19 protein-coding genes are annotated in these 20,384 nt (G+C 74.0%); 8 read left to right on the top strand and 11 right to left on the bottom strand.

Going from position 1 to position 20,384, the window contains the following annotated elements:
- Positions 1-20: 20 nt before the first annotated feature.
- Complete coding sequence (gene bioB, locus ABEA81_RS13305; RefSeq protein WP_345605309.1) at positions 21-1,082, top strand: biotin synthase BioB; 1,062 nt, start codon at positions 21-23, stop codon at positions 1,080-1,082.
- Here the strand turns inward: bioB and katG are convergent.
- The 4 genes from katG to ctaC all read right to left on the bottom strand — a co-directional run bounded on the left by katG (position 979) and on the right by ctaC (position 6,202).
- Positions 979-3,312 carry a catalase/peroxidase HPI gene (katG, locus tag ABEA81_RS13300; protein WP_345605308.1) on the bottom strand — a complete coding sequence of 778 codons (2,334 nt, stop codon included), beginning with the start codon at positions 3,310-3,312 and terminating at the stop codon, positions 979-981. The two genes, bioB and katG, sit on opposite strands and share 104 nt — an antisense overlap.
- 106 nt (positions 3,313-3,418) lie before the next feature.
- The gene (locus tag ABEA81_RS13295) at positions 3,419-4,864 is read right to left on the bottom strand and encodes a purine-cytosine permease family protein (RefSeq protein WP_345605307.1); all 1,446 of its coding nucleotides are present in this window, start codon (positions 4,862-4,864) and stop codon (positions 3,419-3,421) included.
- A 10-nt stretch (positions 4,865-4,874) separates the two neighbouring features.
- On the bottom strand, positions 4,875-5,273 hold the full coding sequence (locus tag ABEA81_RS13290; RefSeq protein WP_345605306.1) for a cytochrome c oxidase subunit 4: 399 nt from the start codon (positions 5,271-5,273) through the stop codon (positions 4,875-4,877).
- An 8-nt stretch (positions 5,274-5,281) separates the two neighbouring features.
- On the bottom strand, positions 5,282-6,202 hold the full coding sequence (gene ctaC / locus ABEA81_RS13285; RefSeq protein WP_345605304.1) for an aa3-type cytochrome oxidase subunit II: 921 nt from the start codon (positions 6,200-6,202) through the stop codon (positions 5,282-5,284).
- 191 nt (positions 6,203-6,393) lie between these two features.
- Here ctaC and ABEA81_RS13280 point away from each other — a divergent pair, with 191 nt between their 5' ends.
- Positions 6,394-6,987, top strand: a complete 594-nt coding sequence (locus ABEA81_RS13280; protein WP_345605303.1) for a GNAT family N-acetyltransferase — start codon at positions 6,394-6,396, stop codon at positions 6,985-6,987.
- 6 nt (positions 6,988-6,993) lie between these two features.
- Here ABEA81_RS13280 and ABEA81_RS13275 read toward each other — a convergent pair whose 3' ends face one another.
- The 3 genes from ABEA81_RS13275 to ABEA81_RS13265 all read right to left on the bottom strand — a co-directional run bounded on the left by ABEA81_RS13275 (position 6,994) and on the right by ABEA81_RS13265 (position 9,671).
- Positions 6,994-7,914: a carbohydrate kinase family protein gene (locus tag ABEA81_RS13275; protein ID WP_345605368.1), complete on the bottom strand. Its 921-nt coding sequence runs from the start codon at positions 7,912-7,914 to the stop codon at positions 6,994-6,996.
- Between the two features lie 144 nt (positions 7,915-8,058).
- Positions 8,059-8,421: a HesB/IscA family protein gene (locus ABEA81_RS13270; RefSeq protein WP_345605302.1), complete on the bottom strand. Its 363-nt coding sequence runs from the start codon at positions 8,419-8,421 to the stop codon at positions 8,059-8,061.
- 128 nt (positions 8,422-8,549) lie between these two features.
- The gene (locus ABEA81_RS13265; RefSeq protein ID WP_345605301.1) at positions 8,550-9,671 is read right to left on the bottom strand and encodes a glycerate kinase family protein; all 1,122 of its coding nucleotides are present in this window, start codon (positions 9,669-9,671) and stop codon (positions 8,550-8,552) included.
- Positions 9,672-9,704: 33 nt separating this feature from the next.
- Between ABEA81_RS13265 and ABEA81_RS13260 the strand changes: the two genes are divergently transcribed.
- From ABEA81_RS13260 to ABEA81_RS13245, 4 genes are all read left to right on the top strand, one after another.
- Positions 9,705-10,349: a DUF3043 domain-containing protein gene (locus ABEA81_RS13260; RefSeq protein ID WP_345605300.1), complete on the top strand. Its 645-nt coding sequence runs from the start codon at positions 9,705-9,707 to the stop codon at positions 10,347-10,349.
- Positions 10,350-10,374: 25 nt separating this feature from the next.
- A complete protein-coding gene (locus tag ABEA81_RS13255) occupies positions 10,375-10,902 on the top strand; it encodes a bifunctional adenosylcobinamide kinase/adenosylcobinamide-phosphate guanylyltransferase (protein ID WP_345605299.1) in 528 nt (175 codons plus the stop codon).
- Positions 10,903-11,075: 173 nt separating this feature from the next.
- A complete protein-coding gene (locus tag ABEA81_RS13250) occupies positions 11,076-12,077 on the top strand; it encodes a nicotinate-nucleotide--dimethylbenzimidazole phosphoribosyltransferase (RefSeq protein ID WP_345605298.1) in 1,002 nt (333 codons plus the stop codon).
- Positions 12,074-12,811, top strand: a complete 738-nt coding sequence (locus ABEA81_RS13245) for an adenosylcobinamide-GDP ribazoletransferase (RefSeq protein WP_345605297.1) — start codon at positions 12,074-12,076, stop codon at positions 12,809-12,811. The genes ABEA81_RS13250 and ABEA81_RS13245 overlap by 4 nt, the downstream gene beginning before the upstream one ends.
- 423 nt (positions 12,812-13,234) lie before the next feature.
- Here the strand turns inward: ABEA81_RS13245 and ABEA81_RS13240 are convergent, their stop codons facing one another.
- The 3 genes from ABEA81_RS13240 to ABEA81_RS13230 are packed head-to-tail and all read right to left on the bottom strand — an operon-like array spanning position 13,235 to position 16,806.
- The gene (locus tag ABEA81_RS13240; protein ID WP_345605296.1) at positions 13,235-14,341 is read right to left on the bottom strand and encodes a branched-chain amino acid aminotransferase; all 1,107 of its coding nucleotides are present in this window, start codon (positions 14,339-14,341) and stop codon (positions 13,235-13,237) included.
- A 41-nt stretch (positions 14,342-14,382) separates the two neighbouring features.
- Positions 14,383-15,513 (bottom strand): glycine cleavage system aminomethyltransferase GcvT, encoded by a 1,131-nt coding sequence (gcvT, locus tag ABEA81_RS13235; protein WP_345605295.1) that lies wholly within the window; start codon positions 15,511-15,513, stop codon positions 14,383-14,385.
- Positions 15,514-15,522: 9 nt separating this feature from the next.
- Positions 15,523-16,806 (bottom strand): APC family permease, encoded by a 1,284-nt coding sequence (locus ABEA81_RS13230; protein WP_345605294.1) that lies wholly within the window; start codon positions 16,804-16,806, stop codon positions 15,523-15,525.
- Positions 16,807-16,910: 104 nt separating this feature from the next.
- Here ABEA81_RS13230 and ABEA81_RS13225 point away from each other — a divergent pair, with 104 nt between their 5' ends.
- Positions 16,911-18,410, top strand: a complete 1,500-nt coding sequence (locus ABEA81_RS13225) for a leucyl aminopeptidase (protein WP_345605293.1) — start codon at positions 16,911-16,913, stop codon at positions 18,408-18,410.
- A 63-nt stretch (positions 18,411-18,473) separates the two neighbouring features.
- Here ABEA81_RS13225 and ABEA81_RS13220 read toward each other — a convergent pair whose 3' ends face one another.
- Positions 18,474-18,797, bottom strand: coding sequence for an oxidoreductase (locus ABEA81_RS13220; RefSeq protein ID WP_345605292.1), 324 nt, complete (start codon positions 18,795-18,797; stop codon positions 18,474-18,476).
- Between the two features lie 155 nt (positions 18,798-18,952).
- Between ABEA81_RS13220 and lpdA the strand changes: the two genes are divergently transcribed.
- Positions 18,953-20,335, top strand: coding sequence for a dihydrolipoyl dehydrogenase (lpdA, locus tag ABEA81_RS13215; protein ID WP_345605291.1), 1,383 nt, complete (start codon positions 18,953-18,955; stop codon positions 20,333-20,335).
- The last annotated feature ends 49 nt before the right edge of the window (positions 20,336-20,384 follow it).

Genomic DNA, 20,384 nt, shown 5'->3' with positions numbered 1-20,384 from the left:
AGTTGACCAAGGTGCTGGACATGGACGACGTCCTCGGCGGCCTCGCGCGCACCGCACTCGCCCGCGAACCCATCCGCCGCGACGCGGCCCGGCGCGTGCTCGCGGGCGACGACGAGCTGCTCGACGTGGTCGCCGCCGGCTCGCGGGTGCGGCGGCAGTTCTTCGGTCGCCGGGTGAAGCTCAACACGATCATCAACCTGAAGAGCGGCATGTGCCCCGAGGACTGCGGCTACTGCTCCCAGCGGCTGGGGTCGGAGGCGGAGATCCTCAAGTACACCTGGGTCTCCCCCGACGAGGCGGCGGGCATCGCCGACCGGGCGGTGCGGGCGGGCGCCAAGCGCGTGTGCCTGGTCGCGAGCGGCCGCGGCCCGCACGAGCGCGACATCACCCGCGTGGAACGCACGATCGACGCGATCAAGGCGGACCGGCCCGACGTCGAGGTGTGCGTGTGCCTCGGCCTGCTGTCCGACGGCCAGGCCGACCGGCTGCGCGCCGCGGGCGCCCACGCCTACAGCCACAACCTCAACACCAGCGAGGCCCGCTACGGCGAGATCTGCTCCACGCACACGTTCGCCGACCGGGTCGACACGCTGGAGCGGGCCACCGCGGCGGGCCTCTCCCCCTGCTCGGGGGCGATCTTCGGCATGGGCGAGTCCGACGACGACGTGCTCGACCTCGCCTTCGCGCTGCGCGACCTCGACCCGGACTCCGTGCCGGTCAACTTCCTGATCCCGTTCGCCGGCACGCCCTTCGAAGGCCGCTGGGAGCTCACCCCCGAGCGCTGCCTGCGGATCCTCGCGCTGTTCCGGTTCGTGTTCCCCGACGTCGAGGTCCGGCTCGCCGGCGGGCGCGAGATCCACCTGCGGAGCCTGCAACCGCTCGCCCTGCACCTCGCCAACTCGATCTTCCTCGGTGACTACCTGACGAGCGAGGGCCAGCCCGGCGCCGACGACCGGCAGATGATCGCCGACGCCGGGTTCACCGTCGAGGGGCTCGAGGAGCAGAGCCTGCCGGACGCCCGCCACGACCTGGTGGTGCTGCGGCGCCGGGGCGCCGGCACCGACCTGCCGGCCAACGCCTGATGTCGTACCGGTCCAGGTTCATGACCTTGTCCCAGGCGGCCACGAAGTCGCGCACGAACCGCTCCCGCCCGTCACGGCTCGCGTAGACCTCGGCGATGGCCCGCAGCTCGGAGTGCGAGCCGAACACGAGATCGACACGGCTGGCGGTCCACCTGACCTCGCCGCTCGCCCGGTCGCGGCCCTCGAACGTCTCAGCGCCCTTGGACGTGGGCTTCCACGTGGTGCCCATGTCGAGCAGGTTCCGGAAGAAGTCGTTGGTCAACGTCCCGGGCGCCGAGGTGAGCACACCCAGCGGCGACCGCCGGTGGTTCGCCCCCAGCACGCGCAGCCCGCCGACGAGCACGGTCATCTCGGGCGCGCTCAGGTCGAGCAGGTTCGCCCGGTCGACCAGGAGGTGCTCGGACGGCACCCGGCCGCCCTTCCCGCGGTAGTTGCGGAACCCGTCGGCGACGGGCTCGAGCGGGGCGAACCACTCCACGTCCGTCCGGTCCTGCGACGCGTCCGTGCGGCCGGGCGTGAACGGGACCCGGACATCGTGGCCGGCGTCGCGGGCCGCCTGCTCGACGGCGGCGCACCCGCCGAGCACGATGAGGTCGGCCAGCGAGATCTTCTTCCCCCCGGCCTGTCCGCCGTTGAAGGACTCCCGGACCCCCTCCAGGGTGCGCAGCACGCGCGCGAGCTCGTCCGGTTCGTTGACCTCCCAGTCGCGCTGCGGCTCGAGGCGGATGCGCGCGCCGTTGGCCCCACCCCGCTTGTCGCTCGTGCGGAACGTCGATGCCGACGCCCACGCGGTGGACACGAGCTGGGACACCGACAGCCCCGAGGCGAGGACCTGCGCCTTCAGCGCGGCGACGTCGTCGGCGTCCACCAGCTCGTGGTCCACGGCCGGCACCGGGTCCTGCCAGATCAGGCTCTCCCGGGGGACGAGCGGCCCGAGGTAGCGCTGGATCGGGCCCATGTCGATGTGCGTCAGCTTGAACCAGACCCGGGCGAACGCGTCGGCCATCTGGTCGGGGTTCTCGTAGAACCGGCGCGCGATCGGTTCGTAGATCGGGTCGAACCGCAGCGCGAGGTCCGTGGTGAGGATCTTCGGGGGGTGGGCCTTCGACGGGTCGTGGGCGTCCGGCACCGTGCCGGCGCCGCCGCCGTCCCTCGGGAGCCACTGCCACAGGTCGCCCGGGGAGAGCTCCAGGTCCCACTCGAACTCGAAGAGGTTCTCGAAGAAGCTGTTGTCCCACCGCGTCGGGGTGGCCGTCCACGTGCCCTCGAGCCCGCTGGAGATCGTGTCGGGACCCTTGCCGGTGCCGTGGCCGCACCTCCAGCCCAGGCCCTGGTCCTCGATCGGGGCGGCCTCGGGGTCGGGGCCGAGGAGGCGCTCGGGGTCGCCCGCCCCGTGGGCCTTGCCGAACGAGTGCCCGCCCGCGATCAGCGCGACCGTCTCCTCGTCGTCGAACCCCATGCGCCGGAACGTGTGGCGGATGTCCCGGGCCGAGGTGAACGGGTCCGGGACCGTGTTCGGGCCCTCCGGGTTGACGTAGATGAGGCCCATCTGGTCGGCCGCGAGCGGCCGTTCCAGGTCCCGGACGCCGGTGTGGCGCTCGTCGCCGAGCCACGCGTGTTCGGGACCCCAGTAGACGTCCTCCTCGGGCTCCCAGACGTCCACGCGGCCGCCGCCGAAGCCGAACGTCGTGAAGCCCATCGACTCCAGGGCCCGGTTGCCGGCGAAGACCATCAGGTCCGCCCACGAGATCTTGCGACCGTACTTCTCCTTCACCGGCCACAGCAGCCGGCGCGCCTTGTCGAGGTTCCGGTTGTCCGGCCAGCTGTTCAGCGGCGCGAAGCGCTGCGTCCCGGCACCCGGGCCGCCCCGGCCGTCACCGACGCGGTACGTCCCGGCGCAGTGCCACACCATCCGGACCACGAGGGGCCCGTAGTGGCCGAAGTCGGCGGGCCACCAGTCCTGCGAGGTGGTCAGCACCTCGTCGATGTCACGCGCCAGTGCGTCCAGGTCCAGCGTCGCGAACTCCGCGGCGTAGTCGAAGTCCGGGCCCATCGGGTCGGCCGCGGCGGGGTGCTTGCGCAGGATCGAGAGGTCGAGCTGGTGGGGCCACCAGTCGCGGTTGGTCGTGGGGCGCCTCGGGCGGCTGCGGGGCGGTGCCGGGGCCGGGAGACCGAGGCCGCCCCCGCTCTTCTCGTCGACGGGGGTGCCCGGGCTCTGTACATCCGTCATGGGGGAGAACCGCCTTCGGTTCTGCGTCACAGACCAGCACCCGCCACCATAAGTACTCCTGGCGGGACGCGTCACCTCCGGCTCCGGACCGCCCCTGCAGAAAAGGTCAGGCCCGCGCCTCCTGCGCGCGCACCCCCCGGCCGGTGCCGGCCCAGGTGGCGAGGAACGCGAGCACCAGCGCCACGAGCACGCCGAGGTTCGCGTACGCCCATGGGCCCTCGCGACCACCGAGCGGGCCCAGCAGGTAGCCCTGCCAGGCGAGCCACGCGGCGGAACTGTTCACGACCAGCCCCCAGCCGAGCAGCGTGCCGACCACCACGACGGCGATCGGTAACGGTCGCACGTCGCCGTACCGGCCGGCCGGGTCGAAGAGCGCGGCCTCGTCGTAGTCACGCCGGCGCAGCGCGATGTCGGCGAGCATCACGCCGCACCACGCCGCCACCGGCACCCCGAGCGTGATGAGGAAGCCCTGGAACTGCCCCAGGAACTCCCCACCGAAGAACACCGCGTAGATCGTGCCGAGGATCATGATCCCGCCGTCGATCAGCGCGGCGACGTAGCGCGGGACCCGTACGCCCATCGCGAGCATCGCGAGGCCGGACGAGTAGATGTCCAGCACCGCCCCGCCGACCAGGCCGAGGACCGCCACCAGCGCGAACGGTACGAGGAACCAGGTGGGTACCGCGGTGGTGAGCGCGCCGATCGGGTCGGCGGCGATGCCGTCCGACAGCTCGGAGGACGAGCCGGCGAGCAGCAGCCCGAACGCGAACAGCACCAGCGGCGCGAGGGCCGACCCGACCGTCGTCCAGACCACCACCCCGCGACCGGACGCGCCGCGCGGCAGGTAGCGGGAGTAGTCGGCGGCGGCGTTCACCCAGCCCAGGCCGAACCCCGTCATCAGCATCACCAGCGCGCCGACGACCTCCTGGGCCGACCCGCTCGGCAGCGCGCCGACGGCCGCGAAGTCGACGTCGTCGACGACGAGCAGGATGTAGACGACGGTGAGCACGGCGGTGACGACCGTGATCACCGTCTGCAGGCGCATGATCAACTGGAAGCCCAGCACGCCTGCCGCGACGGTGAGCGCGGCCACCACGACGAGCGCCACCAGCAGGGTGCCGGTGCCGCCACCCCAGCCGAGCCGGGAGAAGACCGTGGCCGTGGCGAGGGTCGCGAGGGTGGTGAGGACGGTCTCCCAGCCCACCGTCAGCAGCCAGGAGATCGCGGACGGCAGCCGGTTGCCCCGCACGCCGAACGCCGCCCGGCTCAGCACCATCGTCGGGGCCGAGCCCCGCTTGCCGGCGATCGCGACGAACCCGACGAGCAGGAACGAGAACACGATCCCGACGACCCCGGCCACCAGCGCCTGCGGGAAGGAGATCCCGAAGCCGAGCGCGAACGCACCGTAGCTCAGCCCGAGCACCGAGACGTTGGCGGCGAACCACGGCCAGAACAGCTGGCGCGGGGTGCCGTGGCGTTCGGCGTCGGAGATGACGTTGATGCCGTTCTCCTCGACGCGCAGCGCCGACGGCTGCCCCTCCCCGTCCGCCACGGGACTGACGCTAGTGCTCCGCCGGCCGGATGTGGTACTCGAAGACGAGCCCGCCGACGGTGAACAGCAGCAGCACGCCGCCGATCACCAGCAGCCACACGTGCCAGAAGGCGAGCGCGATGCCGCACACCGCGGCGCTCGCCGCCACACCGATCGGCCAGTAGCTGCCCGGGGAGAAGAAGCCCACGTCGCCCGCGCCGTCGGACACCTCGGCCTCGGGGTTGTCCTCCGGGCGCGCTTCCAGCCGCCGGGAGACGAACCGGAAGTACGTGCCGATGATCAGCGACAGGCCGCCGGTGAGGAAGAGCGCCGCGACGCCGACGGCCTCCCGGGCCAGCACGGTGTAGACGATCGCCGCGAGGAAGAAGAACGCGGTGATGATCTCGAAGATGCGGGATTCGACCTTCATGGCGTGCCTCAGCTCCCCGCGGTGACCGGCTGCGACGCGTGGCGCTGCGTGCGTTCGGTGTTGAAGGGATAGGTCGTGTAGGCCTGGGGCGTGCACAGCTGACCGCAGCCGAGCTGCTGCAGTGCCTCACCGGCCGTGTACGGGGCACCGGTGGCCGGGTTCACCTGCTGCCGCAGGCCGAGCCACTGGTCGAACAGCGCCGGCGAGATCGCCCTGACCTCGAAGTTCATCATGGAGTGGTAGGTGCCGCAGAGCTCGGCGCACCGCCCGACGAACGCGCCCTCACGGTCGATCGAGTCGATCTGCCACACGTTGTCCTGGTCGTTGACCTCGGGCATCGGGAAGACGTCGCGCTTGAACAGGAACTCCGGCACGAAGAAGCTGTGGATCACGTCGTTGGACCGCTGCGAGAACTCGATGCGCCGCCCGGTGGGCAGCACGAGCAGCGGGATGGTCTCGCTCGTGCCCAGCGTGCTCACCGGCCGCCCGTCCGGCGTGGGGGCGTCCGGGTACTCGAACTCCCAGTTCCACTGGAACGCCGTGACGTCCACCCGCAGGTCCGGGTCCTGCTGGTCGACGTCGACGTAGTTCTGCACGTTGACCGTGAACGCGAACAGCACCGCCACGATGATCGTCGGGATCACCGTGAAGGTGATCTCGAGCGGCAGGTTGTACTGCGTCTGGCGCGGCAGGCTGTCGTCACCCTTGCGCTTGCGGTGGAACGCGATCGCCCAGAACATCGCGCCCCACGTGACCGCGCCGACGACGAGCGCCGCGACCGCCGCCCACGTCCACAGCTCGCGCATCGCCTCGGCCTGCGGGGTGATGCCCGCCGGCCACCCGAAACGCAGGACCTCCTCCACCGAGCATCCGGTGGTGAGCGGGACGATCAGGAGCGCCAGCCCGGCCAACTGGACCGCGCGCCTCATCGGGCCCCGCCTCGTCCCTGAGCGGCGGACTTCCCCGCGCTGTGCTCGGCCCACTGCAAGCCGCCCTCCTGAACCGTAGCTGCGTCTTCCCGGCCGACTTCGACCACGCGTAGAGACTAGCCGAGCAGGTCACCGGCGACCGGCCCGGGTGGGGCGGAATCCGGTGGCGCGCGCGGCCGCCGCGTGCCGCGATGGGCATCGTGGTCGAACTCGCCGCCCCCGTCACCCTCGACACCGTCGCGCCCCACGACGAAGGCGCGTTGCGCGACTGGTTCGCGGTCCTCGCGGCGGCGCAGGCGCACGACGTGCCCGCCGACCCACCGCCGTGCTGGGTGGAGCACCACGCTCGGCTGGAGGCGGGCGAGCCCGGCGACGCCGAGACGGCGTGGCCGGCCCGCGCCGGGACGGAGCCGGTCGGGGTTGCGCTGCTCGCGCTCCCCCTGCTGGACAACCCGGACAACGCGCTCGGTGAGCTCGTCGTCGCACCGGCGCACCGCGGGCGCGGGATCGGGCGCAGGCTGCTGCACCGGCTCGCCGACGCCGCACGCGCCGCCGGCCGCCACCGGCTACGAGCTCGTCCAGTGGACGGGGAACACCCCGGCGGACCGGCTCGACGACATGGCGGCGCTGAAGGCACGCATGTCCACCGATCCCCCGCTCGACGACCTGCACTACGGCCCCGAGCAGCACGACGCCGACCGGATCCGGGCCCGCGACGGTCGATCAACGAGGCGATGGGCTACTGCCCCTACGACCGGCTGGGAGAGTGGGAGCTGGACCTCTGATCCGGGTCAGGTGGGCAGCACGCGCTCGATCTCCGTCGCCGCCTCCGGGCCGTAGGCGCCGCCCAGGCGCGTCAGCGCGCTCGCGCGGTCCCACGACCACTCCTGCGGGCCGTCGGTCTCCAGCACCTGCACGGCGATGAGGGAGCCCAGCTGCGCGGCGCGCTCCAGCGACAGGCCACCCGAGACGGCGGCGAGGAACCCGGCGCGGAACGCGTCACCGACGCCGGTGGGGTCGACCTTCCCGGTCTCCGGCACCACGCCGACCTTCAACGTCTGCGGGCCGTGGATCTCCACGCCGTTCTCGCCGTACGTGGTGACCCTGATCCCCACCTCGTCGGCGACCTGGGCCTCGGTCCAGCCGGTCTTCTTGAGCAGGAGTTCCCACTCGTAGTCGTTGGTGAGCAGGTAGCGGGCGCCCTGGACGAGCCGGCGGATCTCCGGGCCATCCATGCGGGCGAGCTGCTGGGACGGGTCGGCCGCGAACGGGATGCCCAGCTCCCGGGCCTCGTCGGTGTGGCGCAGCATCGCCTCGGGGTCGTTGGCGCCCACCAGCACCAGCTCGATCCGGTCCCGCAGCGGGGCCAGGGAGATCTCCCGGGAGCGCGCCATCGCGCCGGTGTAGAAGGACGCGATCTGGCGCATGTCGTCGTCGGTGGTGCAGACGAAGCGGCCCGTGTTGACATCCGGGCAGACGAGCACGGCGGAGCAGTCGACGCCGTTGGCCTCCAGCCGGGCCCGGTACTCGCCGAAGTCGGACCCGACCGCGCCGACCAGCAGCGGCGAACGACCGAGCACACCGAGCGCGAAGGCGATGTTGCCGGCCACCCCGCCGGGCCGGATCACCATGTCGTCGACCAGGAAGCTGAGCGAGAGCCGGTCGAGCTGCTCGAGGACGATCTGGTCGGCGAACCGACCGGGGAAGTGCATCAGCTGGTCGGTGGCGATGGACCCGGTCACGGCGATAGGCACGGGGAGTCACCCTACAGACGCGCCGGACCCCGGCCGAGGGGTCCGGCCGGGGTCCGCGAGGAAGCCGCAGTCAGCTCAGTTGGCCACGATCCTTGGCCGCGATCAGTTGAACGAGTCGCCGCAGGCGCAGGAGCCGCCCGCGTTCGGGTTGTCGATCGTGAAGCCCTGCTTCTCGATGCTGTCGACGAAGTCGATGACGGCGCCCTGCAGGTACGGGGCGGACATCCGGTCGACGCCGACCTTCAGGCCGTGGAAGTCACGGAACAGGTCGCCGTCGAGCTCGCGGTCGTCGAAGAACAGCTGGTAGCGCAGGCCGGCGCAGCCACCGGGCTGGACGGCGATGCGCAGGTGCATGTCGTCGCGGCCCTCCTGGTCGAGCAGCGCCCTGGCCTTGAGCGCGGCGGCGTCGGTGAGCTCGACGCCGTGCGTCTCGGTCTCGACGGCGGTGGTGTTGTCGACAGTCATGACTCTCCCCAACATCGTGCGGCGCGGTCCTGTTCCCAGGGTACCTCCGGTACCCGATCCCGCCCGGGCAGCGACCCCACCGTGACGGGCGCCACCATCGGTATCGGTGTTCGCGCCGCGAGCGTCGCTCAGCCCTTGCTCCACTGCCTGGCCACGTGCTCGGCGAGCGCCGCGAGGGTGCCCGCCGGGTCGGCCATCGAGGCCTCGACGCTGCCCGCGTGCTCGGCCACCCCGTATGCGGAGTCGACGCCCACCGCGGCGGCCTCCCGCCGCCCCACCGACACCTGCCCGGCCAGCACCACGCACGGCAGGCCGCGGTCGGCGGCACCCCGCGCCACGGCCGTGATGAGCTTCCCGCGCAGCGACTGCCAGTCGAAGCTGCCCTCGCCCGTGATGGCGAGCTGGGCCTTGTCGAGCTCGGTGTCCAGGCCGACGAGCTCGCGCACCAGGCCCGCTCCCGACACCCGGCGCGCGCCGCACGCGAGCAGTGCCGCGCCGAGCCCGCCCGCGGCACCGGCGCCCGGCTCGTCGCGCACGTCCACGCCGAACGCGGCGGCGAGCGCGTCGGCGAACCGCGCCAGCGCGGCGTCCAGCTCGGCGACGGCGCCGTCGTCGGCGCCCTTCTGCGGGCCGAACACCGCGGCCGCCCCGTGCCGTCCGAGCAGCGGGTTGTCCACGTCCGCGGCGGCCACCAGCCGCACGCCGCCCAGGTCGACCGCGCCTTCCAGCCGGGCGCAGCGGGCCAGCGGGGCTCCGCCGCCGGAGAGCGGGGCGCCGTCGGCGTCGACGGGAACGGCGCCCAGCGCCGCCAGCATCCCGGCGCCACCGTCGGTGGTGGCCGATCCGCCCAGCCCGACGACGACCTCGGCGACACCCGCGTCGCGCGCGTCGGCCACCAGCTCGCCGACCCCGCGCGAGGTGACCGAGACGGCCACCTCGGGGACGCGGCGCTCCCGCGGTACGAGGTGCAGCCCGCACGCGGCGGCGGACTCCAGGTAGCAGGTGTCCCCGATCCGCAGCCACCGCGCCGGCACGGGGTCGCCGAACGGCCCCGTGACCTCGCGTTCGTGCCACTCACCACCGAGCGCGGCGTGCAGCACCTCGACGAAACCGGTGCCGCCGTCGGCGAGCGGGAGGAGCCGCAGCTCGTCGTCGGGGGCGGTGCGGCGCCACCCCTCCGCGATCGCCTCGGCCGCCGCCGTGGCGCTCAGGGTGCCGCCGAAGGAATCAGGTGCCACGACCACTCGCATGTGCCAGACGCTATCGCCCGTAAGGTGACGTGCGTGAGGTTCCTGCGCCGTTCCACGCCGTCGAAGGTCGGCGCCGACTCGTCCGAGTCCGCGGCGCCGGCGCCCACCGACTCCGACACGTCCTCGCCGAAGCGCACCGCGGGCAAGGGCCGTCCCACCCCGAAGCGCCGTGACGCCGAGGGCAAGCGCCGCGGGCCGGCCGCGCCACCGCCGCGCACCCAGCGCGAGGCCGCGCGGCTCGCCAAGGCGAACCGGCCGAGCAAGGAGGAGCGGCGCCGCCTGGCGGACGAGCGGCGGCAGCGGATGGCCGCCGGTGACGACCGCTACCTCATGCCTCGGGACCGCGGGCCGGTGAAGGCCTACGTCCGCGACGTGATCGACTCCCGGCCGCACATCATGGGCCTCTTCATGCCCCTGGCGCTGATCGTCGTGCTCTCACTGCTGGTCCCGGTGCCGGCCGCCCAGCAGTACCTGAGCCTGTTCAGCCTCGTCGCCCTGTCGACGATGATCATCGAGGGGATCTTCCTCGGCGCGTCGGTCACCCGGAAGGCGCGGGCGAAGTTCCCCGACGAGCAGATCGGCGCCCTGTCCACCGGCTGGTACGCGTTCACCCGGGCCAGCCAGCTGCGCAGGCTGCGCATCCCGAAGCCGCGGGTCGAGCGGGGCGCGAACCCCTGACCGCAGCGTCGCGGAACGAGCATCGATGCTGAGCCGGACGCTGGTGCTGGGCGGCACCCGCTCGGGCAAGTCCGCCCACGCCGAGGGCATGCTGCCGGCGGACGCCCCGGTCCGCTACCTGGCGACCGCCCGCCGCCGCCCCGACGATGTCGAGTGGTCGGCGCGCATCGACGCCCACCGCGCCCGCCGTCCCCCGTCCTGGGCCACGCTCGAGGACGCCGACGTCGCCGCGGTCGTGCGCGCGGGCGGCGGGCCGCTGCTGGTCGACGACCTCGCCACCTGGCTCACGGGGGTGCTCGACGACGCCGGGGCCTGGGACGCGCCCGCCGTGCCGCCTGCCGTGGGCACCGCGGTCGACGAGCTGGTGGCGGCGGTCGCGGCCGCGCCGGGCCGGGTCGTGCTGGTGTCGGCGGAGGTCGGCCTCGGCGTCGTACCCGGCACCCGGGCGGGGCGCCTGTTCCGCGACGAGCTGGGTGCCCTCAACGCGGCCCTCGCGGCCGTCTGCGACGAGGTGACGCTGCTGGTCGCGGGCCTCCCCCTGCGGCTGAAGTAGGCGAGCAGGGGCGTCACACAGCAACTTCGGTGCTCACACAGTGACTGCAGTTGGTGTGCCAGCACCGAAGTTGGTGTGCGACCGCCTTGCCGCCGCAGCCGCCCCGCCCATACAGCTGAGGTGTCGCGGCACCCGCCCCGCGGGCGCCGCACCGCGCGCTGTAGGAACATCCCGTGGAGCTTCCTGCGATCACCGCGCCCGACGTCGACGCGCGGCGCGCCGCCGTCGCCCGCCACGCCGAGCTGGACGTGCCCGACGGGGCGCTCGGCCGGCTCGCCGAACTGGGCGTCTGGCTCGCCGCGGCGCAGGGGGTGTGCCCGCCGCGGCCGCTCGCGCGGCCCCGCCTGGTGGTGATCGCGGGCGACCACGGGATCGCCGCCGCCGGGGTGTCCGCGCACGCGCCGGGCGACACGTTGCGCCAGATCGCCGGGATCCAGGAGCACACGGCGCCGGTCGGGGTGCTCGCCGCGGTTGCGGGCGTGTCGATGCGGGTCGTCGACGTCGCGCTCGACACCGACGAGGGCGACCAGCGCCGGATCCGGCGCGGCAGCGGCCGCATCGACCGCGAGGACGCGCTCACGGCCGACGAGGTCGACCGCGCGCTGGCCGTCGGGCGGGCGCTGGCCGACGAGGAGGTGGACGCGGGCGCCGACCTGCTGGTGCCTGCCTCGCTCGGGGTCGGGGCCACCACCCCGGCGGCGACGCTCGTCGCGGCGCTCACCGGCACGGAGCCGGTGGCCGTGATCGGGCGCGGCAGCGGGATCGACGACGCGGGCTGGATGCGCAAGGCTGCCGCCGTGCGCGACGCGCTGCGCAGGGCCCGCCCGTACGTGCGCGACCCGCTCGCCCTGCTGCGGGTCGCGGGCGGCGCCGATATCGCCGCGCTCACCGGCTTCTGCGTGCAGGCCGCGCTGCGGCGCACGCCGGTGCTGCTCGACGGGCTCGTCGTGGGGGCGGCCGCGCTGCTGGCCGACGAGCTGGCGAAGGGCGCCAGGGAGTGGTGGCTCTACGCCCAGCGGTCCCCGGACCCGGCGATGGCCCCCGTAGAGGAGCACCTGGGCCTGTCCCCCGTGCTCGACCTCGGCATCCGGCTCGGCGACGGCACCGGCGCCGTGGCCGCCGTCCCGCTCCTGCAGATGGCGGTGCGGCTGCTCGGAGAAGCCGGGCACGCGTGAGGTCCCTCGCGGTCGCGCTGGGCCTGCTGACCGTGCTGCCGGTGCGGTCGCCCGAGCCGACCGCGCGGCTCGGGGCCGGCGCGCTGCGCTGGGCGCCGGTCGTCGGTGCGGCGCTGGGCGCGGTGGCGGGCGGCCTGCTCCTCGGCATGGCCGCGCTCGGGGTGCCGCCGCTCGCCGCGGGGCTGCTCGCCGTCGGGTTCTGCGCGCTCGCCACCCGCGGCATGCACGTCGACGGGCTGGCCGACACCGCGGACGGGCTGGGGTGCTACGGCCCGCCGGAACGCGCGCTCGCCGTGATGCGCGAGGGCGGCGTGGGCGCGTTCGCGGTGGTGACGCTCGTCGTGGTGCTGGGCGTCCAGGCCGTGGCGCTCGCCGAGCTCGCGTCCACCGGCCCGTCCGCGGTGGCCGGGGTCGCGCTGGCCGCGGCGGCCGGCCGCGCCGGGTTCGGCTGGATCGCCCGGCGCGGGGTGCGCGCCGCGCGGCCCGGCGGCCTCGGCGCGCTGGTGGCGGGGTCACAACCGTGGTGGGTGCCCGTGGCCTGGTGGGCGGCGTTGGCCGCCGCCGGGCTCACGATGGGCCTGCGCGCCGGGGCCGGCGTGGTGCTCGGCGCCGCGCTCGTCGTCGCGCTGTCCCGGCACACGGCCCACCGCTTCGGAGGCATGACCGGCGACGTGCTCGGCGCGGGCAACGAGCTCGCGACGACGGTGGTCCTGGTGGCGCTGGCGACCGGCTAGAAACGCTTTTGATCAGCGGGGCAGGGACCTGACGTGCCTCCCGAGGGTGTGCCGAATCGGGGGCGCGCCCCCTTGCACCACCGTGCAAGGGCAGTGACAGCGGGGCGGTGATCCGCAGTACTCCACGGTGGCGGCGGCTGCGTCGAGGTGCCGCTCGTCGCGACCGGGCGGCGGCGACCGGCAGAGCAGCACAGCACGGTGGTGCCGACTGCGATGGTGTACTGCTCGCGGTGGCCCAGCCCGCTCCCTGGCGGTGCGTTCCGCACCGAACATCGCTGGGGCTGGGACCAACCGGGGCGAACACGCGCGGGCGAGGCGGGAGGCAGGCCGCGACCGGCCGGGAACGGCGCGCCTACCGCAGTGGATCGTCACCTCGTGACGGCCGGCCGCCATCTGCGCTTGATCGTCGAACCGCCGACCGGCTCAGCCCGCAGCGACCAGCGTGCGCATCCAGCTGTGGGTGTCCGGCGCGGTCCCCCGCTGGATGTCCGTCAGCAGGGCGCGCAGCTTCAGGGTGACCGGGCCGGGCTGGCCGCCGCCGATCTCCACCTCGCCCTCGTTGTGCTTGACGCGCCCGATCGGCGTGATCACCGCCGCGGTGCCGCACCCGAAGACCTCGCTGATCCGCCCGTCGGCGGCGCCCTCGAGCCACTCCTGGCCCGACACCCGCCGCTCGGTGACCTGGCAGCCCAGCTCCTTGGCCAGCACGAGCAGGGAGTCGCGCGTGACGCCCGCGAGGATGCTGCCGGTGAGCGACGGCGTGACCACCTCGACGTCGTCGCCGGATCCGAACACGAAGAACAGGTTGTTCGAGCCCATCTCGTCGATCCACCGCCGCTCCTCGGCGTCGAGGTAGGCGACCTGGGCGCAGCCGTGCTCGGCGCCCTGGGCCTGCGGCAGCAGGGAGGCGGCGTAGTTGCCGCCGCACTTCGCGGTGCCGGTGCCGCCGAGGGCCGCGCGCGTGTAGTCGGTGGACAGCCACACGTCCACCGGAGCGACACCACCCGTGAAGTACGGACCTGCCGGCGAGGCGATCAGGGCGTACAGGTACTCGGCGGCGGGCCGCACCCCGAGCCCGACCTCCGTTGCCACCATGAACGGGCGCAGGTACAGCGAGTCCTCGCCGCCCGCGGGCGGCACCCACTCGCGGTCGGCGCCCACGAGCTCCTCCAGGGAGGCGAGGAACAGCTCGTCGGGCAGCTCCGCCATCGCCATGCGGGCGGCGGAGGACCGGAAGCGGGCCGCGTTGGCCTCCGGGCGGAAGGTCGCGATCGAGTCGTCGGGCTGCCGGTAGGCCTTGAGCCCCTCGAAGATCTCCTGCCCGTAGTGCAGCACCATCGTGGCCGGGTCGAGGGTGAGCGGCCCGTACGGCACCACCGCCGCGTCGTGCCAGCCCACACCGGCCTTCCACCGGATGGTGACCATGTGGTCGGTGAAATACCGGCCGAACCCGGGGTCGGCCACCATCTCCACCCGCCGGGCCGCAGGGACCGGGGACGGGTGGGGGGCGCGGGAGAACTCCACGGTCATACCGGAGACGGTACTAGGCCGCACAACGGTCGGACGTCCGACTACCGCACGTGGGACGGGACGAACGGTGGCTTCACGACCGTGCAGTCCAGGGCCCTGCCGCGGACGTCGACGGTGACCGGGTCGTCGAGGCCGACGCCGGATGCGGTGTCGATCAGGGCGAGCGCGATGCCGGCCTTGAGCGTCGGGGAGAACGTGCCCGACGTGGTGGTGCCGACGCGCTCGCCGCCGGCAAGCACCGCCATGCCGGCACGCGGGATGCCGCGCCCGGTGGCCCGCAGCCCGCGCAGCCGCCGCGCCGGCCCGGCCTCCTTCTCCGCGAGCAGGGCCTTGCGGCCCCAGAATTCCGGCTTCGTCCAGCCGACTGCCCACCCGCTCCCGGCCTGCACGGGCGTGATGTCCTCGGAGAGGTCCTGCCCGTGCAGCGGGTAGCCCATCTCCGTACGGAGCGTGTCGCGGGCGCCGAGCCCCGCGGGGCCGCCGCCGAGCGGCTCGGCCGCGGCGAGCAGGGCGTCCCAGACGCGCGGCGCGTCGTCGGCGGGCACCAGCAGTTCGTAGCCGCGCTCGCCCGTGTAGCCGGTGCGGCAGACGCGGATCGCGGCGTCGATGCGCGCTCCGCTGTCGCTGCGCGCGGCGACGTCGGCGAACGCCATGTAGTCCAGGCCGGCGAGGTCCGCCGCGCCCGGGAGCACGGTCACGAGCGCCTCGGCCGCCTTCGGCCCCTGGACCGCGAGCACGGCGAGGTCGCGGTGCCGGTCGGTGACGGCGACCCCGTCCGGGGCGGCCGCCCGCAGCAGCTCGGAGACCCGGGCGGCGTTGGCGGCGTTGGGCACGGCGAGCACCTCGTCCGGCCCGACGAGGTAGACGATGATGTCGTCGACCACGCCGCCGGACTCGGTGCAGCACAGCGTGTACTGCGCCTTCCCGGGCCCGATCCTCCCCAGGTCGGCGGTGAAGCAGCGGTTCACGAACTCCGCCGCCCCCGGGCCGGTGATCGCGAGCTTGCCGAGGTGGCTCACGTCGAACACGCCCACCGCCTCGCGCACGCCGGTGTGCTCGGCCACCGTGCCTGCGGGGTACGCCAGGGGCATCGACCAGCCCCCGAACTCGCCGAGGGTGGCGCCGAGCGCGGTGTGCCGGTCGTGCAGCGGGCTGGTGAGGAGATCGGCCACGCGGCGAACCTACCCGGACGCCCCGTCGCCCGGTGCAGCCGCGCGGCCGTGGCCGAGCAGCGTGCAGAGCGTCCACCCGACGGCGAGGGCGACCGCTGTGATCAGCACCTGGCGGGTGGGCAGCAGCGCGGCGAGCCCGACGCACAGCAGCAGGCCGAGCACCGACGTGACGTGCGGCCAGCTGCGCTCCGCCCGCGGCAGCCGCAGCGCGGCCAGGTTGATCACGGCGTAGTAGACCAGCACGGAGCAGGCCGAGAGCGCGATCGCCGCCACCGGGCCGGCCACCGCCGCGATGCCGATCGCGACGAGGCCACCTGCCAGGTCGGCGCGCCACGGTGTGCCACGCGCGGAGATCGCGGCCAGGCCGCCGGGCAGCTCCCGGCGCCGGGCCATGGCCAGCGCCGTGCGGCTCACCCCGACCAGCACCGACAGCAGCGCCGAGCCGGCCGCCACTGCCGCGCCTGCGCGGACGAGCACGCCGAGCGCGCTCATCTGGCCCGCGTCGACCACGGCCACGAGCGGGGTGGCCTCGGTGCCGAGCCGGTCCGTGCCGAGCCCGACCACCAGTGCCGCGGCCACGAGCAGGTAGGTCAGCAGCGTGATGCCCAGCGCCAGCGTGACGGCCCGCCGAATCGTGCGGCGGGGGTCGCGCACCTCCTCGCCGAGCGTCGCGACGCGCGCGTACCCGGCGAAGGCGAAGAACACGAGCGCGGCCGCGGTGAGCACTCCGAGCCCGCCGCCGGGACCGGGAACGGGCTCGGCGTCCGGGCTGGCGAGGGTGCCGACGTCGGCGGGGACCGGCCCGAGCAGCCCGATCACCACCACGACCAGCAGCACCGCGAGCGTGCCTCCGACCAGCGCGTACGCCCCGCGCGCCGTCCAGCGCACGCCGGCGACGTTCAGCGCGGTGGCGGCCACGATCACCAGCACGGCAGCCGGCAGCGGGCTCGAGGGGAGCACGTAGGCACCGAAGACCCCGGCCGCCGCGGCCGCCGAGGACGTCTTCCCGACCAGGAACGCCACGCCTGCGAGCCGGCCCAAGGCCGGGGCGAGCCGCTCCCGGCCGTACACGTAGCCGCCGCCGCTCTCCGGGTGGGCGACGGCGAGGTCGGCGGTGGACGCGGCGTTGCAGGCCGCGACGATCCCCGCGAGCAGGACGGCGAGCAGCAGGAACGGCCCCGCGGCGGCCGCGGCGGGCGCCCAGACCGCGAACACGCCGGTACCGAGCATGGCGGCCAGCCCGAGCACCGTGGCGTCGGCCGTACCCAGTCGGCGCTCCAGGCTCGAGGACACGGCGTCCACCCTTGCACCCGGGCCTGCCCGGTCCGACGGCACGCGGGTGTCATTAGCATTTCGAACCGGTCTCGCCACCCCTTCTCCCGAGAGGACCCCGCCGCGTGTCCACCGACCTGCACATCGCCAACGGCTCGCCCGTCACCGCCGACGTCGACGCCGTGGTCATCGGCCTGCTGCCCGCGGCCGACGGGGAGGAGCGCCCGCGCCTCGCCACGGGCGCCACGGAGATCGCCGAGGCGTTCGGCGGGGAGACGACCCTCGCCGACCTGCTCGCCGTCGTCGGCGCCACCGGCAAGGCCGACGAGGTGGTGAAGCTGCCCACGCGGGGTGCGATCACCGCGCCGCTGCTCGTCGCCGCCGGGCTCGGCGCTCCGGACGAGGGCGGGGAGCCGCACGCCGACCAGGTGCGGCGGGCCTCCGGCTCCGCGGCCCGCGCGCTGGCCGGCAGCGGGCGCGCCGTGAGCACGCTCGGGCGGCTCGACCTCGGCGCGGCGGCGGAGGGCACGCTGCTGGGCGCCTACACGTTCACCGAGTACCGCTCGAACGGCGGCGGCCGCGCCCCCGTCGGCGCCGTCGGGCTCCTCGCCGAGGACGGGCAGGAGGAGGTCCTGCGCACCGCCACGGCGGTGGCCGGTGCCGTGCGCACCGCCCGTGACCTGGTGAACACCCCGCCCAACGACCTCTACCCCGAGACGTTCGCCGCCCGCGCGCGTGAGCTCGCCGAGGCCGCGGGCGTCGAGGTCGAGGTCCTGGACGACGAGGCGCTCGCCGCCGCCGGTTTCGGCGGCGTGCTGGGCGTCGGCAGCGGCTCGTCGCGCAAGCCGCGGCTGGTGCGGCTGCGGTACGCGGGCGGCTCCGAGCCGCGGGCCAAGGTCGCGCTGGTCGGCAAGGGCATCACGTTCGACACCGGCGGCATCTCGATCAAGCCGGCCGCGAACATGGACCACATGACCTCGGACATGAGCGGCGCCGCCGCGGTGATCGCCACCACGGTGCTCGCGGCGCAGCTGCAGCTGCCCGTGGCCGTCACCGCCACCGTGCCGATGGCCGAGAACATGCCCAGCGCCACCGCCTACCGCCCCGGCGACGTGCTGCGGATGTACGGCGGGAAGACCGTGGAGGTGCTCAACACCGACGCCGAGGGCAGGCTCATCCTCGCCGACGCGATCGTCCGCGCGTCCGAGGACGACCCCGACTACCTGGTGGAGACGTCCACCCTCACCGGCGCCCAGCAGGTGGCGCTCGGCATGCGCACGGCAGGCGTCATGGGCAGCGACGACTTCCGCGACCGGGTGGCCGCCCACGCCCGCGCCACCGGCGAGGACGGCTGGGCCATGCCGCTGCCCGAGCACATGCGCGGCGAGCTGGACTCCCGCATCGCCGACATCGCGAACGTCACGGGCAGTCGCTGGGGCGGCATGCTCGTGGCCGGCACGTTCCTGCGTGCGTTCGTGCCGGACGGCCTGCAGTGGGCCCACATCGACATCGCGGGCCCGAGCTTCCACAGCGGCGGCCCGTACGGCTACGTGACGAAGGGCGGCACCGGCGTGCCCGTCCGCACCCTCCACGCCCTCCTGACCGACATCGCGAAGAACGGTTGAGACGCACCTTGGAGCCTTACTGCTGTTCCCGGGCCGTGTGAACAGCAGTAAGGCTCCAAGGTGCTAATCGCCTCGGGCCCGCTTGCGGAGGATGCGCTGCCGGGCGTCGTGGTCGCGCATCCGCTGCGGGTAGCCGACCAGCTGCACGTCGTAGATCGGCATCGCGAGCGACCGGGCGAACTTGCGGGCCGCTGCCGGGCCGGGGGTGCGGCGGCGCGTCCACGCGCCGTCCTTGTCGACCAGCAGCACGGTGGTCTCGGTGACGGTGGTGCGCGGCTCGACGAACGCCTCGACGCCCGCGTGCGCGGCGGCCCATGCCCGCAGGTGCGCCTCGTCCTCGTTCCTCGCCCGCGACGCGCCCCGCCGCAGCTTCCCGAACAGCCCCATCTCGCGCCACCTCCCGGACCCTCAACGATCGAGACGGCGGATCCGCTCCCGGCCGACCAGGCGCCGCGTCCGGCACCGGCGGATGACAAGATGGCTTCCGCGGCGTGACATGCCGCATCCACACCCGTGGCAGCCGATCGATAGGGAGTGCACACGTGCCCGAGCACAACGCGGACCTGGTCGTTCTCGGGGGCGGTTCGGGTGGCTACGCCGCCGCGCTGCGCGCCGCCGAGCTGGGCATGTCCGTGGTCCTGGTGGAGCGCGACAAGCTGGGCGGCACGTGCCTGCACTACGGCTGCATCCCCACCAAGGCGCTGCTGCACGCTGCGGAGGTGGCCGACGCCGCCCGCGAGGGCGACAAGATCGGCGTCAAGAGCTCGCTCGCCGGCATCGACATGGCCGGCGTCAACGGCTACAAGGACGGCGTCGTCGCGAAGCTGTACAAGGGCCTGCAGGGCCTGGTCAAGTCCCGCAAGATCAACTTCGTGGAGGGCACGGGTCGGTTCGAGGGCCCGAACGCGGTCGTCGTCGGTGATGATCGTTACGTCGGGCGGAACGTGGTGCTCGCCACGGGCAGCTACGCGAAGTCGCTCCCCGGCCTCGACATCGGCGGCCGGGTCATCACCAGCAACGAGGCCATCCACCTCGGCTCCGTGCCCAACCGGGTCGTCGTGCTGGGCGGCGGCGTGATCGGCGTCGAGTTCGCCTCGGTGTTCCGCAGCTTCGGCGCCGAGGTCACGATCGTCGAGGCGCTGCCCCGCCTCGTCCCCAACGAGGACGAGTTCGCCTCCAAGCAGCTCGAGCGGGCATTCCGCCGCCGCAAGATCGCGTTCAAGACGGGCGTGAAGTTCACCGGCGCGAAGCAGACCGACGACTCGGTCACCGTCTCGCTGGAGTCCGGCGAGGAGATCGAGGCCGACCTGCTGCTCGTCGCGGTCGGCCGCGGGCCCAACACCGCGGGCCACGGCTACGAGGAGGCCGGCATCACCATGGAGCGCGGGTTCGTCCTCACCGACGAGCGGCTGCGCACCAACCTGCGGAACGTGTACGCCCTCGGCGACATCGTGCCCGGCCTCCAGCTCGCCCACCGGGGCTTCCAGCAGGGGATCTTCGTGGCCGAGGAGATTGCCGGGCTGGCGCCGGCGCCGATCGACGAGGCCGGCATCCCGCGCGTCACCTACTGCGAACCGGAGGTCGCCTCGGTCGGGCTCACCGAGGCCCAGGCCCGGGAGAAGCACGGCGACGTCCAGACGCTCGTCTACGACCTCGCCGGCAACGGCAAGAGCCAGATCCTGCAGACCCAGGGCGCGATCAAGCTCGTCAAGGCCGGCGGCGAGGGCACGCCGGGTCCGGTGGTCGGGATCCACATGATCGGCGCCCGCGTCGGCGAGCTCATCGGCGAGGCCCAGCTCGTCTACAACTGGGACGCCCAGGCCGAGGACGTCGCCGCGCTCGTGCACGCCCACCCCACCCAGAACGAGGCGTTCGGGGAAGCGCACCTCGCGCTCGCCGGCAAGCCCCTGCACAGCCACTCCTGATCTGGCACAGCCGACAGCCGCCCCGGCAACCGAACCCCGAACCGCAGGA

Origin of the sequence: Pseudonocardia adelaidensis (genome assembly GCF_039543345.1) — a bacterium.
Classification (GTDB): Bacteria; Actinomycetota; Actinomycetes; order Mycobacteriales; family Pseudonocardiaceae; genus Pseudonocardia; species Pseudonocardia adelaidensis.
The sequence above is the reverse complement of the archived record's forward strand: the minus strand, read 5'-3'. Positions and strand labels throughout refer to the sequence as shown.

Bases quoted from the DNA above. Each gene is read 5' to 3' on its own strand.
- ABEA81_RS13275 (WP_345605368.1), bottom strand. From the start codon at position 7,914: ATGCACTTCCCCGGTCGGTTCGCCGACCAGATCGTCCTCGAGCAGCTC.
- ABEA81_RS13255 (WP_345605299.1), top strand. From the start codon at position 10,375: ATGCTGAGCCGGACGCTGGTGCTGGGCGGCACCCGCTCGGGCAAGTCC.
- ABEA81_RS13265 (WP_345605301.1), bottom strand. From the start codon at position 9,671: ATGCGAGTGGTCGTGGCACCTGATTCCTTCGGCGGCACCCTGAGCGCC.
- ABEA81_RS13220 (WP_345605292.1), bottom strand. From the start codon at position 18,797: ATGGGGCTGTTCGGGAAGCTGCGGCGGGGCGCGTCGCGGGCGAGGAAC.
- bioB (WP_345605309.1), top strand. From the start codon at position 21: ATGGACGACGTCCTCGGCGGCCTCGCGCGCACCGCACTCGCCCGCGAA.
- katG (WP_345605308.1), bottom strand. From the start codon at position 3,312: ATGACGGATGTACAGAGCCCGGGCACCCCCGTCGACGAGAAGAGCGGG.
- ABEA81_RS13270 (WP_345605302.1), bottom strand. From the start codon at position 8,421: ATGACTGTCGACAACACCACCGCCGTCGAGACCGAGACGCACGGCGTC.
- ABEA81_RS13290 (WP_345605306.1), bottom strand. From the start codon at position 5,273: ATGAAGGTCGAATCCCGCATCTTCGAGATCATCACCGCGTTCTTCTTC.
- ABEA81_RS13240 (WP_345605296.1), bottom strand. From the start codon at position 14,341: ATGACCGTGGAGTTCTCCCGCGCCCCCCACCCGTCCCCGGTCCCTGCG.
- ctaC (WP_345605304.1), bottom strand. From the start codon at position 6,202: ATGAGGCGCGCGGTCCAGTTGGCCGGGCTGGCGCTCCTGATCGTCCCG.
- ABEA81_RS13280 (WP_345605303.1), top strand. From the start codon at position 6,394: ATGGGCATCGTGGTCGAACTCGCCGCCCCCGTCACCCTCGACACCGTC.